This is a genomic window from Streptomyces sp. NPDC040589 (assembly GCF_055594445.1).
Genome location: NZ_JBVIWP010000003.1, coordinates 452,502 through 465,328, shown reverse-complemented (window position 1 = coordinate 465,328; position 12,827 = coordinate 452,502). Strand labels below are relative to the sequence as shown.

The 12,827-nt window shown below is 72.4% G+C and carries 12 protein-coding genes; 7 read left to right on the top strand and 5 right to left on the bottom strand.

Going from position 1 to position 12,827, the window contains the following annotated elements; translation table 11 throughout:
- Positions 1–12 precede the first annotated feature (12 nt).
- The 3 genes from ACZ58V_RS14635 to ACZ58V_RS14625 are packed head-to-tail and all read left to right on the top strand — an operon-like array spanning position 13 to position 2,713.
- A complete protein-coding gene (locus tag ACZ58V_RS14635; protein ID WP_468189791.1) occupies positions 13–1,437 on the top strand; it encodes an FGGY family carbohydrate kinase in 1,425 nt (474 codons plus the stop codon).
- A 26-nt stretch (positions 1,438–1,463) separates the two neighbouring features.
- A complete protein-coding gene (locus ACZ58V_RS14630; RefSeq protein ID WP_471290241.1) occupies positions 1,464–2,492 on the top strand; it encodes a glycerophosphodiester phosphodiesterase family protein in 1,029 nt (342 codons plus the stop codon).
- Positions 2,492–2,713 (top strand): hypothetical protein, encoded by a 222-nt coding sequence (locus ACZ58V_RS14625; protein WP_468189795.1) that lies wholly within the window; start codon positions 2,492–2,494, stop codon positions 2,711–2,713. Before ACZ58V_RS14630 ends, ACZ58V_RS14625 begins: the two co-directional genes overlap by 1 nt.
- Before the next feature lie 3 nt (positions 2,714–2,716).
- Here ACZ58V_RS14625 and ACZ58V_RS14620 read toward each other — a convergent pair whose 3' ends face one another.
- Complete coding sequence (locus tag ACZ58V_RS14620; protein ID WP_471290239.1) at positions 2,717–3,355, bottom strand: mycothiol-dependent nitroreductase Rv2466c family protein; 639 nt, start codon at positions 3,353–3,355, stop codon at positions 2,717–2,719.
- Positions 3,356–3,492: 137 nt separating this feature from the next.
- On the opposite strand from ACZ58V_RS14620, the gene pepN reads away from it, so the two are divergent.
- The 4 genes from pepN (at position 3,493) to ACZ58V_RS14600 (ending at position 8,932) form a co-directional block, all read left to right on the top strand.
- Positions 3,493–6,069 (top strand): aminopeptidase N, encoded by a 2,577-nt coding sequence (gene pepN / locus ACZ58V_RS14615; protein WP_471290237.1) that lies wholly within the window; start codon positions 3,493–3,495, stop codon positions 6,067–6,069.
- A 210-nt stretch (positions 6,070–6,279) separates the two neighbouring features.
- Complete coding sequence (locus tag ACZ58V_RS14610; protein WP_468189801.1) at positions 6,280–7,320, top strand: hypothetical protein; 1,041 nt, start codon at positions 6,280–6,282, stop codon at positions 7,318–7,320.
- A 266-nt stretch (positions 7,321–7,586) separates the two neighbouring features.
- Complete coding sequence (gene sigK, locus ACZ58V_RS14605; protein ID WP_468189803.1) at positions 7,587–8,198, top strand: ECF RNA polymerase sigma factor SigK; 612 nt, start codon at positions 7,587–7,589, stop codon at positions 8,196–8,198.
- Positions 8,195–8,932 (top strand): anti-sigma factor, encoded by a 738-nt coding sequence (locus ACZ58V_RS14600; protein ID WP_471290235.1) that lies wholly within the window; start codon positions 8,195–8,197, stop codon positions 8,930–8,932. The genes sigK and ACZ58V_RS14600 overlap by 4 nt, the downstream gene beginning before the upstream one ends.
- Positions 8,933–8,952: 20 nt before the next feature.
- Here the strand turns inward: ACZ58V_RS14600 and ACZ58V_RS14595 are convergent, their stop codons facing one another.
- Genes ACZ58V_RS14595 through ACZ58V_RS14580 form a run of 4 tightly spaced genes read right to left on the bottom strand, consistent with a single transcriptional unit; the run spans position 8,953 to position 12,819 of the window.
- The gene (locus ACZ58V_RS14595; protein ID WP_471290233.1) at positions 8,953–9,675 is read right to left on the bottom strand and encodes a 4'-phosphopantetheinyl transferase family protein; all 723 of its coding nucleotides are present in this window, start codon (positions 9,673–9,675) and stop codon (positions 8,953–8,955) included.
- Between the two features lie 17 nt (positions 9,676–9,692).
- The gene (sbnA, locus tag ACZ58V_RS14590) at positions 9,693–10,676 is read right to left on the bottom strand and encodes a 2,3-diaminopropionate biosynthesis protein SbnA (RefSeq protein WP_468189810.1); all 984 of its coding nucleotides are present in this window, start codon (positions 10,674–10,676) and stop codon (positions 9,693–9,695) included.
- A gap of 44 nt (positions 10,677–10,720) precedes the next feature.
- Complete coding sequence (gene sbnB, locus ACZ58V_RS14585; RefSeq protein ID WP_471290232.1) at positions 10,721–11,797, bottom strand: 2,3-diaminopropionate biosynthesis protein SbnB; 1,077 nt, start codon at positions 11,795–11,797, stop codon at positions 10,721–10,723.
- Entirely contained in the window at positions 11,794–12,819 is a 1,026-nt protein-coding gene (locus ACZ58V_RS14580; RefSeq protein WP_468189814.1) for a TauD/TfdA family dioxygenase, read from the bottom strand. The genes sbnB and ACZ58V_RS14580 overlap by 4 nt, the downstream gene beginning before the upstream one ends.
- Positions 12,820–12,827 lie beyond the last annotated feature (8 nt).

Sequence of the window (12,827 nt, the reverse complement as noted above, 5' to 3'; positions counted from 1 at the left end):
GAGGAGAGCCGCATGTACGTCGGTATCGATGTGGGCACGTCCATGGTCAAGGCGGCGGCCTTCGACGCGGCGGGCCGCCAACTGGCCGTGGAATCACGGTCGGTGGCCCTCTCGCTGCGCGGCGGGGTCGTCGAGCAGGACATGGAGGAGGTGTACGGGGCGGTCGTGGCCGTCCTCCGTGAGGTCACCGAACGTGTCCCGGAACCGGTCGAGCTGGCCGGGCTCACCGGGCAGGGCGACGGGGTGTGGCTGGTCGACGGCGAGGGGCGGCCCGTGCGGCCGGCGGCCTCCTGGATGGACGGCCGGGCGCACGAACTGGTCGACCGGTGGCTGGCCGACGGCACCTTCGAGACGGTGTTCCGGCGGACGGGCAGCGCGATGTTCCCCGGGTGTCCGGGGCCGCTGCTGGCCTGGCTCGACAGCAGCGAACCGAAGACGCTGGATGCCGCGAAGGCCGCCCTGTACTGCAAGGACATGGTGTTCCAGCGGCTGACGGGGGCCGGTCCGACGACGGATGTGTCGGATGCCTCGATGCCCTTTCTGGATCCGCGGACCCGGACCTACGACAACCGGGTCGTCGAGCTGCTGGGGCTGGCCCACCGCCGCGGTCTGCTCGCCCCGGTGAGCGACCCGGTCGCGACGGCCGAGGCGCTCGGTGAGGGCCTGCCGTCCGGCACCCGGGTCGCGAACGGCCCGTACGATCTGCCGGCCTGCGCGCTGGGCGCCGGGGTGACGTCCCCCGGCGACGGGCTGCTGATCGTCGGCACCTGTCTGGCGAGCCTCGTCGCCACGACCGAGCTGGACCTGACCGGCGAGCCGGCGGGCCTGTACATCTCCACGGACCGGCCCGGTCACTGGCTGCGCGCCATGCCCGCGATGGTCGGCACGGCGGCGCTGGACTGGGTGCTGTCGACGACGGGGGTGCGGCACGACGAGGTGGACGGCCTGCTGGCCGAGACCCCGCCGGGCGCGAACGGCGTCCGGGTGCTGCCGTACTTCGCGCCCTCCGGTGAACGCGCCCCCTTCGTGGAGCCGCGGCTGCGGGCCGAACTCCTCGGTGTCTCCCTGGAGTCGACCCGGGGCGATCTGGTCCGCGCGACCTGCGAGGGCATCGGGTACGCGGCCCGGCACTGCCTGGAGGCGGCGGGCCTCGACGGGAACCTGGCCGTCTGCGGCGGCGGCACCCGCAGCCCCGCCTGGATGCGGCTGCTCGCCGATGTGCTCGGAAGGCCCCTGCGGGTCGTCGAGGGCGAGGTGGGCGCGCGGGGCGCGGTCCTCGCGGCGGCCGAGCGGTACGGGGTGCCGCTGGAGGCGGAGGTGTGGACGCGGCCGACGGAGGTCGTCGAGCCGGATCCGGGGCGGGCCGCGTTCCACACGCGGGGCTATGAGGAGCACCTGGGCCGGCTCGCCGAGGCACGGACCCGCGCGAGGACCTGAACACCCTTATGACGAGAGGGACTTGGATGCACCTGAGACGCCGATCTCTCCTGCTCGCGGCCGCCGCCACGCCGGCGGTCGCGGCCGTACCCGCCCACTCGGCCCCCGCCGAGCGGCGCCCGGTGGTCATCGGCCATCGCGGCGCGGCCGGCTGGCGCCCCGAGCACACGGCCGCCTCGTACACGTACGCCGTGCAGACGGGCGCGGACTGGATCGAACCCGACCTGGTGCCGACGAAGGACCATGTGCTCGTCGTCCGGCACGAGAACGAGATCTCCCAGACGACCGACGTGGCGGGCCGCCCCGAGTTCGCGGACCGCCGTACGACGAAGACGGTCGACGGCCGTGCCGTGACGGGATGGTTCACGGAGGACTTCACCCTCGCCGAGCTGAAGACGCTGCGGGCGGTGGAGCGGCTGCCGCAGGTCCGCGACCGCAACACGGTCTTCGACGGCCGTGAGGAGGTGATGACCTTCCAGGAGGTCGTGGAGCTGGCGCGGCGGCTGTCGCGGACCCACGGCCGGACGATCGCCGTCTTCCCGGAGACCAAGCATCCGACGTACTTCCGGTCCATCGGGCTGCCGTTGGAGCCGAAGCTCGCGGCCGTGATCCGCCGCAACCGGCTCGGCCGGCGCGAGTGCGTCGTGCAGTCCTTCGAGCCGACGAGCCTCGAGCGCATGACGGGCCTGGGTGTGCCGCTGTGGCAGGCGCTGGGGACGACGGGCGGGCCGTACGACCTGCCCGGGAGGACCTACAAGGAGATGATGACGCCCGCGGGCCTGGCGGAGATCGCGCAGTACGCGGACTGGATCGGTCCTGACAAGTCGTCGGTCGCCGCCACTTCCCTCGTCGCGGACGCGCACGCGGCGGGGCTGCGGATCGGGCCGTACACCTTCCGCGCGGAGAACCAGTTCCTGCCGGCGGAGTTCCGGCGCGGGAGCGGAGCGAACGATTTCGGGGACGCGTTCGCCGAATACGCGCTGTACTACCGCATGGGAGTCGACGCGGTCGTGACCGACTTCCCTGACCTGGCGGTGATGGCTAGGAGGGGTTGATGTTCTTCAAGGACAAGCACTGCCCGACCTGTGGCGGCAGCGGCACGCAGGTGTTCACGCAGCTCAAGCCCGAGGAGAGGAAGGCGCTCGGGACGCACCGCACGGACCTGTGGCGCTGCACCGCTCCGGGGTGCCGGTGGTATCAGCCCTGGGGTCATACGGGCGGCGGGGGACGGCTCCCGGAGGAACTGCAGAACCCGGGAGCCGACGCCGCGGTGTGAGCCCTACAGGTTGGAGAAGTCGGGACCCTTGGTGCGCGTGCGCTTGATCTCGTAGAAGCCGGGGACCGAGGCCACCGCGAGGGTGCCGTCCCAGAGGCGGCCGGCCTCGTCGCCCAGCGGGGTGGGCGTGACGACCGGGCCGAAGAAGGCGATCTGCTCGCCGTCGGAGCCGGGCACGGCGATGACCGGGGTGCCGACGTCCTGGCCGACCTTGTCGATGCCCTCCTTGTGGGAGGCGCGCAGCTCGGCCTCGTACGGGGTGGAGCCCCAGTGCTCCAGGAGGGACTCGGGCAGGCCCACGTCCTTCAGGGCGGCGGCGACGGTCTCCTTGCCGGGGCCCTCCTCCCGGTTGTGGATGCGGGTGCCGAGCGCGGTGTAGAGGTCGCCGAGCACCTCGGGACCGTGCTCCTGCTGCGCGGCTATGACGACCCGGACGGGGCCCCACGCCTTGGTCTCCAGCAGCTCGCGGTACTCCTCGGGCAGCTCGTCCAGCTTGGGCTCGTTGAGGACGGCGAGACTCATGACGTGCCAGCGCACCTCGATGTCCCTGACCTTCTCGACCTCCAGCACCCAACGGGAGGTCATCCATGCCCAGGGGCACAGCGGGTCGAACCAGAAGTCGACGGGGGTCTTGTCCGACATGTCTCTCCTCATGAGGAAACCGTTTCCTCCGGGAACGCCGGTGCTCGCTCCGGTCATTCCCGGCCCCTGGTGTCAGGGGCACGTGGCAGGATCGGTGCTGTTCAGCAGTACCCCACGACATATGAGGAGTGCCGCCCGTGCCCGGTGAGAATCTGTCCCGCGACGAGGCCCGGGAGCGGGCCGCCCTGCTGAGCGTCGACGGGTACGAGGTGTCCCTCGACCTGCGGTCCGCGGTCGGCGAGGACGACGGCGCCGGGCCCCGCACCTTCCGCTCGGTGACGACGCTGCGCTTCCGCTGCAACGAGCCGGGCGCGAGCAGCTTCGCCGACCTGATCGCGCCGAGTGTGACGGCCGTCTCACTCAACGGCCGTGATCTGGACCCCGGTGAGGTCTTCGACGGCTCCCGGATCACGCTGGAGGACCTGGCCGCCGACAACGAGCTGGTCGTCGACGCCCAGTGCGCCTACTCCCGCACCGGCGAGGGCCTGCACCGCTTCGTCGACCCCCAGGACGGCGAGGTGTACCTGTACACGCAGTACGAGCCGGCCGACTCCCGCCGGGTCTTCGCGAACTTCGAGCAGCCCGACCTCAAGGCCCCGTTCCGCTTCGAGGTGCGGGCGCCGGAGGGCTGGACGGTGTGGAGCAACGGTGTCGGTGAACTCGGCGACGGGGTCTGGCGGTTCGCCGAGACCAAGCCGATCTCGACGTACATCACGTGTGTGGTGGCGGGCCCGTACCACTACGTGACGGACTCCTACACGCGTACCTTCGCGGACGGCACGACGCTGGAGATCCCGCTCGGCGCGCTGTGCCGCAAGGGCCTCGCGCCCCACTTCGACTCCGACGACGTCTTCCTGGTCACCAAGCAGGGCCTGGACTTCTTCCACGACCACTTCGACTACCCGTACCCGTTCGGGAAGTACGACCAGGCGTTCGTGCCCGAGTACAACCTGGGCGCGATGGAGAACCCCGGTCTGGTGACGTTCCGGGAGGAGTTCATCTTCCGCGGGAAGGTGACGCAGGCGTCCTACGAGGGCCGGGCCAATGTCATCCTGCACGAGATGGCGCACATGTGGTTCGGCGACCTGGTCACCATGGAGTGGTGGGACGACCTGTGGCTGAAGGAGTCCTTCGCGGACTTCATGGGCGCGTTCTCGCTCGTCGGCGCGACCCGCTTCGTCAACGGCTGGATCACCTTCGCCAACCGCCGCAAGGCCTGGGCCTACCGCGCCGACCAGCTGCCCTCCACCCACCCGGTCACGGCGGACATCCGCGATCTGCAGGACGCCAAGCTGAACTTCGACGGCATCACGTACGCCAAGGGCGCGTCGGTGCTGAAGCAGCTCGTGGCCTACGTCGGGCAGGACGCGTTCCTGGAGGGCGCCCGGCGCTACTTCAAGCGGCACGCGTACGGCAACACACGCCTGGGTGACCTGCTGTCGGTGCTGGAGGAGACCAGCGGCCGGGACATGAGCGCGTGGGCGCGGTCCTGGCTGCAGACGGCCGGGGTCAACTCGCTGACGCCGCAGGTGCTGCTCGGCCCGGAGGGCCGTGTCGAGGAGCTGGCGGTGGTGCAGGAGGCCGCCGAGTCGTATCCGGAACTGCGGCCGCACCGGGTGGCGGTGGGTCTGTACCGGGTGACGGACGGCGGCACGCTGGAGCGGTACGCGCGTGCCGAGACCGATGTCGACGGCGCGCGGACGGTGGTGGCGGACCTGGCGGGTGCCGACGCCCCCGACCTGGTGCTGGTCAACGACGACGACCTCACGTACTGCAAGATCCGCTTCGACGCGACCTCGCTGGCGACGCTGCGCGAGCACCTGGGGTCGGTGACCGATCCGCTGGCGCGTGCCCTGTGCTGGTCGGCGCTGTGGAACATGACGCGGGACGCGCTGCTCCCGGCGCGGGACTTCGTGGATCTGGCGCTGCGGTTCGCGGGGCGCGAGTCCGAGATCGGCGTGCTCCAGATGCTGCACGCGTGGGCCGAGTCGGCCGTCACGCACTACACGGCGCCCGCCCGGCGGGAGGCGGCCGGGCTGCTGCTCTCCGAGGGCGCGCGGCGTGAGCTGTACGCGGCCGGGCCGGGCAGCGAGCACCAGCTCGCGTGGGCGCGGTTCTTCGCCCGGGTGGCCGCCGCCGACGCCGACTTCGAGCTGCTTCGGGACCTGCTGACGGGCGCGGTGGCGGTCGAGGGCCTCGACCTGGACCAGGAGCTGCGCTGGGCGTTCCTGGAGCCGCTGGCCGCGCACGGGGTGGTGGACGAGAAGGTGCTGGCCGAGGAGCTGGCCCGGGACGACACCGCCTCCGGCAAGCGTCACCAGGTGCGCTGTCTTGCCGCCCGCCCGTCGGAGGCGGTCAAGGCGCAGGCGTGGGCGCAGGTCGTGGAGTCGGACGCGCTGTCCAACGCCATGGTCGAGGCGACCATCTCGGGCTTCGAGCAGGGCTCGCAGCGGGAGTTGCTCGCGCCGTACACGGAGAAGTACTTCGCGGCGATCGAGCGGGTGTGGGCCGAGCGGTCGATCCAGATCGGGATGCACGTGGTGCAGGGCCTGTTCCCGTCGCTCCAGCAGTCCCAGGAGACCCTCGACGCCACGGACGCCTGGCTGGAGTCCCACCGGGACGCGGCCCCGGCCCTGCGCCGGCTGGTCCTGGAGGCCCGGGACGATCTGGCGCGGGCCCTGCGGGGGCAGGCGTGCGACGCTGCGGCCGGATAGCCGGGGCCATGACACCTTTGGCCTGAGATTCGGGGTTCCGTGACCGTTACGGAATACAGGCAATCACAGCCGTAACCCCTGGTCCGCACCCGAACGGACCAGGGGGTTTCGGCATCCGAACATCCGTCCTTTAGTGCCGGATTGTCCGTATGTGTCGACGGGCCTGTAACAGGGGTTAAAAGGCGGGCCGGGCGCGGGAAATTGCCGGTCATGACGCACAACACCCCGCTCTCCCCCCGCCCCCTCCACGACCTGTCCGGCCGCGGCCGGCTCCGGGTGATGACGGTCGCGCAGCTCCGCGCGCACGGTGTCTCGACGGCCCAGGTGAACGAGCAGTGCACCCCCGGCGGCCCCTGGCAGCAGCTCCTCCCCGGCGTCGTCCTGCTCCACCCGGGCCCGCCGACCAGCGAGGAGCGGCTGCACGCGGTGCTGAGGTACGCGGCGCGGGAGCGCGCCACGGGTGTTCCCGCCCAGCCCGGCGCGGACGGCTCCGGCGCCCCCGCCCAGCCCGAGGCGATGATCACGGGCCTGGCCGCGCTGACGCTGCACGGCTTCTCCTCCACTCCCTCGCTGCCGGCCCTGGACGCGATCGACGTCCTGGTCCCGCGGATGCGCCGGCTGCGCTCGACGGGCTGTGCGCGCATCGTCCGGGGTGTGGCGCTGCCGGCCCCCGAGCAGGTCACCGGCCTGCCCGTCGCGCCGGTCGCCCGTGCGCTGGCCGACGCGGTGGCGGGCCTCACGGACGCCGTCGTCGTGCGCCGGCTGATGACGGAGGCGGTGCGCGGCGCGTACTGCGAGCCGGCCGCGGTGGTGCGGGAGCTGAACCAGGCCCGGCTGCTGAGCCGCCCGCACGTGGTGGACGCGGTGGATTCCCTGCTGGCCGAGGGCCGGGCGATCGCGGAGGACCGCCTGTACCGGATGGTGCGCGAGTACGGCCTGCCCGACCCGGTGTGGAACGTGGACCTGCGCCTGCCCGGCGGCCCCTACCTCGGCGGCCTGGACGCGTACTGGCCGGACCAGGCGGTGGCCCTGGAGCTGGACACCCGGGCGCCCCGGCAGAACGACGAGGCGCAGTGGTCGGAGTACGCCCGCAAGCGCGAGCACCTGGAGCGGCTCGGCATCACGGTCGTGCACATCACGCCCAGGAAGCTCCGCGACTCGGTGGAGCAGCAGGCGACGGTGGTCCGCACGGCCCTGATGGCGGCGGCCGACCGCGAACCGGCCGCGTATGTCGTGGTGCTGCCCCGGTAGGGACGGGCCCGGGGGGGCGGGGCCAGGAGGGGGAGGAGGGGTCGCCGGAGTCGCCGGCGGCCCCTCCTCGTGTTCCGGCGGCCCCTGATCTTGATCTGTCGGGCCGACAGCCACGAACCAGCAGTGGAATACGCGCCGCCTCGCCGCGCGTGAGACCGGCCGGACGTCTGCTGCGGCAGACAGGTGAATCTGTCAGACGTACGGGTTCGGACCGGATGCGCCACCCGTGGAAGAGGGCCAGTGTCGAGCTGAGCCGAGGAGGCGCGATGGACCGAGGAGCCGGAGCCCAGAGGGAAGGTGACACACAAGGGGGACGAGCGGGGGCCGCGGACGACCCCGGCCTGGACCGGCTGCTCATCCGCGCCGCCGACGGCGACGAAGGGGCCTTCGCCGAACTGTACGACGCCCTGGCTCACACGGTGCTGGGACTGGCCACCCGCGTGGTCAGGGACAAGGCGCAGGCGGAGGAGGTGACCCAGGACGTGATGGTGGAGGTGTGGCGGACCGCCGACCGGTTCCGGCCGGCGCGCGGAGCCGCCCGGAACTGGGTGCTCACCCTCGCGCACCGCCGCGCGGTGGACCGGGTACGGTCCGTCGCCGCGGGCCGCGCCCGCGAGCTGCGCGCCGCGGTCCGGGAGCAGGAGCGGTCCTTCGACACCGTCGCCGAAGAGGTCGAGACGCGGGAGGAGCAGCGGGTGGTCTTCCGCTGCCTGACCCGGCTGACCCGCGAGCTGAGACTGCCCCTGGTGCTGGCCTACTACGAGGGGCTGACGTACGCGGAGGTCGCCGAGGCGCTCTCGATGCCGGCGGGCACCGTCAAGTCGCGGATGCGTCAGGGGCTGCGGCGCCTGCACGACTGTCTGGAGGCCGGCTCGTGAACCTCACCGACGACCCCCACCTCGATGTCGGCGCGTACGTGCTGCACGCGCTGCCGGCCGAGGAGGAAGCCGCCTTCGAGGAGCACCTGGCCGGTTGCGCCGCCTGCCGTGCGGAGGTCGATCAGCTTTCCGGGGCGGCCTTCGAAATGGGGGCGGCCGAGACGGACACGCCCTCGGCGGACCTGCGCCGCCGGGTGCTGGAGCGGATCGCGGCCGTACCTCAGGACCGGTCCGGCTCAGCCGAGGCCCGGCGCCGGCCGCAGCGGGGGCTCCAGCTGGCGCTGGCGGCGTCCGTGGCGGCAGCAGCGGCTCTCGGAGGTGTCGCCTGGTGGCAGAGCTCCGAAGCCGACAACGCGCGTGAGCAGTCCGCCGAGGAGAGCGCCGAGTACCGGCAACTCGCCGACGTCCTGACCGCCCCCGACGCCACGATCAGCACCAAGGAGCTCACGCACGGCGGGACCGCGAGCGTGGTCGCCTCCCGGACGGAGAACCGGTCCGCGGTGTTCACGTCGAGGCTGCCGCCGCTCGCCGACGACCGGGTCTACCAGCTCTGGTACGCCCAATCTGGGCAGTTCCGGCCGGCCGGACTGCTGTCCACAGCGGACGGAGGTCATGCGGATGTGCTGGACGGGCGCCTCGGCGGGGCCACCGCCGTCTGTCTCACGGTGGAACCGGCCGGCGGCTCCCGGCAGCCCACCACCCGCCCCGTCGGCGTCATCTCCGTCCCCGCGTGACGATCACCGCCGCGTGACGATCACCGCTCGGCCACCGCGACGGCGGCCGCGTGCCCCCTGCCCACCGCCACGTCGTCGACCGTCCAGCCCGGCATCCGGCGGGGCCCGCGCGCGGAGGCGCCGAGGTGGTCGGAGCGGAGGTCACGTCCGAGTCCGGTGCCGAGCCCTTTCAGATACGCCTCCTTGCGGGTCCACACCCGGGCGAAGGCGGCCGGGCGCCCCTGCGGCGGACACGCGGCGAGCTCGGCGGCCTCCCCGGGGTGCAGCGTGTCCGTGAGGGCTGCGACGACGTCCGAGCCGGGCAGCCGCTCGATGTCCGCGCCGACCGCCGTGTCCGCGAAGGCGAGAAGGCAGAGGCCTTCGGTGCGGGAGAGCGAGAAGCACAGGGGCACGCCGGGCACGTCGGGACGCCCGTGCGGGCCCCGGCACACCGGGCAGGGGCGCCGTACGAACGTCACGTCCGACGGCTCGACCCCGAGGTAGGCGCCGAGGAGCAGGCGCAGGCACACATGGGCGACCCGGTAGCCGTCCCTGTCCGCCGCCCGGCGCAGTGCCGCGGCCCGCGCCCGTTCCCCGCTGTCCAGCAGCGTGCCGGCGAGCGGGGCCACGGCGTCGCGGAGGCCCTCCACCCGGGCCAGCCACACGCGGGGCCGGCCGGCGCGAGGCGGCTCCGGAGGCCGGGTCCAGGCCGCGGACGTCAGCCGCTCCGGACGCAGGACCGGTCTCGCGGGGAGGAGACACATGGCACAGCCGTCCTCGGTCAGTCGGAGGACGCCCGCACGGCGCGAGGGTCAGCGATGGCGTCGCCGCCGTACAGGGCCTGCACCCAGTTGCTCTGGTAGATCGTGTCGAGATAGCGCTCCCCGAGGTCCGGGGCGATCGCGACGGGCGTGATGCCCGGCGTACCGTGCCGGGCGAGCCAGCTCGTCGCCCCGCTGACGACCGTGCCGGTCGACCCGCCGAACAGGAAGCCCCGCCTCGCCATGTTCCGGCAGGTACGGATGGCATCGGCCTCCTCGACGCGGACCGCCTCGTCGACGTAACTGTCGTCGAGCAGCGGAGGCCTCAGGCTCATGCCGAGGCCGGGGATCATCCGCCGTCCGGGCGGGTCGCCGAAGATGGCGGAGCCGACGCTGTCCACCGCGACGATCCGCACCGGCCGGTGCCAGGAGCGGAACCAGCGGGCGCAGCCCATCAGGGTGCCGGTCGTGCCGACGCCAATGAACAGGACGTCCAGGCGCGGGAACCAGCGGGCGATGGCCGGGGCCGTCCTGAAGTAGTGCGCCCTCCAGTTGTCGGGGTTGGTGTACTGACTCAGCCACACATAGCGGTCGTCCGAGGCGCACAGGGCGCGCAGGTGCGCCAGCCGCGCGCCCAGCAGACCGCCGGTGGCGTGCTCGTCGGAGACGACGTGGACCTGGCTGCCCAGGGCCTCCATCATCAGCCGGGTGGCGAGGTTGCACCGGGAGTCCGTCACGCAGACGAAGCGGTAGCCCTTGCTCGCGGCGATCATGCTCAGCGCGACGCCGAGATTGCCGGAGGAGGACTCGACCAGGATCGAGTCCGGCCTGAGGGTTCCGCCACGCTCGGCGGACTCCACCATCTCGGTCGCTGCCTTCAGTTTGATCGAACCGGCGAAGTTGAAGCCCTCGCACTTGAGGAAGAGCCGGTGTCCCGTCATCGGCCCGAGGTCGACGTACAGGTCCTCCTCGTTGAAGGCGTGGGGGACGGATATGACTGGCACGATGGTCTCCTCGTACAGGGCCGGGTGGTGGACGGAAGCCGTCCTCAGCCGTGCCGGCTCAGTTCGTGAAAGAAGTGGTCGATGACCCGCAGTCCGCCGGACCGGGCCACCTCGTCGTAGACGTAGCCGCCGACCGCGAGGTCCAGTACGCCCAGGCCGAACGGTGAGAAGACCGCCGGGCGGTCGGCGGGGACCGTCACACGGCCGGCCATCACGTCGTCGAGCGTGCCGAGCAGGAAGTCGCGGTTGCCGGTGAGGCGTTCGGTGAGGTGCGGTGAGGTGGCGGCCCGGAGGCAGTGGTCGATGTCGTCGACGACGTTGGTGGCGCCGAGCAGCACCTCGGGTGCGAGGTCGCGCAGCGACACGTGCAGCACCACCGGGTTGTGCCGGAACCACGACGGCTCGGTGATGTGCGGCCGGTCGGCGACCGTGGCGAAGACGATCAGGTCGCTGAGGCGGATCAGTTCCTCGGCGCTGCCGTGCACGGTGACGCGTCCGACGGCCCCGGACTGCTCCAGGTAGGTGCGGAAACCGGCGGCGCTGTCGGGGGACAGGTCGTGCACGCCGATGGCGTCGAAGGACCAGCCGGTGCCCTCCAGATAGGTGTGGATGTAACGGGCGATCAGACCCGCCCCGACGAACCCCAGCCGGGCCGGGCGCGGCCGTCCCCTGCTGAGCCGGTCGGCCGCCGACGCGGCGGACGCGGCGGTCCTGGCGGCGCTGATGATCGAGCTCTCCATGCAGGCGAAGGGGTAGCCCGTGACGGGGTCGTTGAGGATGAGGACGGCGGACGCCCGGGGGATGCCCGAGGCGACGTTGGCGGGGCAGCTGGAGATCCACTTCAGGCCGTCCACCCCGCCCTCGCCGCCCTCGCCGCCGAGCGAGGCGGGCAGGGCGATGATCCGTGCCGTCGGCCGGTCAGGGAAGCGCAGGAAGGAGGACGGCGGATTGACCGTACGGCCGGCGCCGTGCAGGCGGTACGTGGCCTCGACGACCTCCACCACGGTCTTCTCACGGCCCTGGAGCACCTCCTTGACCTGGTTTCCGGGGATGACGGCGAAGGACGGCACCACCGGGGCGTCCGCCCGGGTGGTCCGCGGGACGGTGTGCACGGTGGTCATGCCGCTTCACTCCCCCTCTGCGGTCCGGGAAGGCCGGGACGCACGGGGTCGGCCATCGCCACCACGACGTTCCGCGGCCCCCGGTACGCCTCCCGGCTGTGGGCGGTGCGGATGTTGTCCACGAGCATCAGGTCCCCGCGCTGCCAGGCCCGGCGTACGGTGTGGGCCTCGTAGGTCTTGTTGATCTGCTCGACGACGTCCGGGGGCACCGGATCGCCGTTGCCGTACAGGGTGTTGAAGGGCAGGCCGTTCGGCCCGTACTCCTCGATCAGGAACTCCCTGACCTCGGGCGCCATCGTCCACTCGTTCAGGAACGCGATCTGGTTGAACCAGCAGGGCCGGCCGGAGACCGGGTGCCGCAGAACGGCGTGCCGGTGCTGCCAGGTCCGCAGCGAACCGTCCGGCTGCCAGGACCAGTCGATCGCGTGGGCGCGGCAGTAGGCCTCGACCTCGCCGCGGTCGTCGGTGCCGAAGGACTGGCCGAGTGTCGCGCCGATCCCCTCGTTGTAGGCCCTGGTGAGCAGCCAGCCCTCCCGGGCGAAGCGGTCGACGAGGTCGGCGGGCAGCGCGTGCAGCACGGCGGTCGCGTCGGCCAGGGCGGTGGCACCGCCTTCGACGGGCGGCTCCAGGCACGCGAACAGCAGCAGGCCGGGACACTCGAGGGCGTAGCTGAGTTCGTGGTGCATGCACATGGGCTGGCTGGGCGGCCAGGCCGACGACGAGTAGACGCCGTCCGCGTGGCGGTCGCGGGCGGCGAAGGCCTCGCGTTCGGCCAGGGGGCGCTCGGCGACCCGGCGGAGGACCGACTCGACGTCGGCCGGGGTGCGCAGGCCGAGGCCCCGGACGGTGACCGCCCCGTGCTCGGCGACGAGTTCGCGCAGCGCGCCGCGCCGGGCAGCCGCCCAGGCCGCCGCGTCGACGGCGTCCGTGGTGTCCACGGTGTCTTCCGCGTCGAGTACCGGAAGGCTGCCCGGGGCCTCTGTCGTGGTGGCCCTGTTCTTGCGGAAGAGTGCCGACAGCATGTCGATCT

Bases quoted from the DNA above. Each gene is read 5' to 3' on its own strand.
- ACZ58V_RS14625 (WP_468189795.1), top strand. From the start codon at position 2,492: ATGTTCTTCAAGGACAAGCACTGCCCGACCTGTGGCGGCAGCGGCACG.
- ACZ58V_RS14580 (WP_468189814.1), bottom strand. From the start codon at position 12,819: ATGCTGTCGGCACTCTTCCGCAAGAACAGGGCCACCACGACAGAGGCC.
- ACZ58V_RS14610 (WP_468189801.1), top strand. From the start codon at position 6,280: ATGACGCACAACACCCCGCTCTCCCCCCGCCCCCTCCACGACCTGTCC.
- ACZ58V_RS14635 (WP_468189791.1), top strand. From the start codon at position 13: ATGTACGTCGGTATCGATGTGGGCACGTCCATGGTCAAGGCGGCGGCC.
- ACZ58V_RS14620 (WP_471290239.1), bottom strand. From the start codon at position 3,355: ATGTCGGACAAGACCCCCGTCGACTTCTGGTTCGACCCGCTGTGCCCC.
- sigK (WP_468189803.1), top strand. From the start codon at position 7,587: ATGGACCGAGGAGCCGGAGCCCAGAGGGAAGGTGACACACAAGGGGGA.
- ACZ58V_RS14630 (WP_471290241.1), top strand. From the start codon at position 1,464: ATGCACCTGAGACGCCGATCTCTCCTGCTCGCGGCCGCCGCCACGCCG.
- sbnB (WP_471290232.1), bottom strand. From the start codon at position 11,797: ATGACCACCGTGCACACCGTCCCGCGGACCACCCGGGCGGACGCCCCG.
- ACZ58V_RS14595 (WP_471290233.1), bottom strand. From the start codon at position 9,675: ATGTGTCTCCTCCCCGCGAGACCGGTCCTGCGTCCGGAGCGGCTGACG.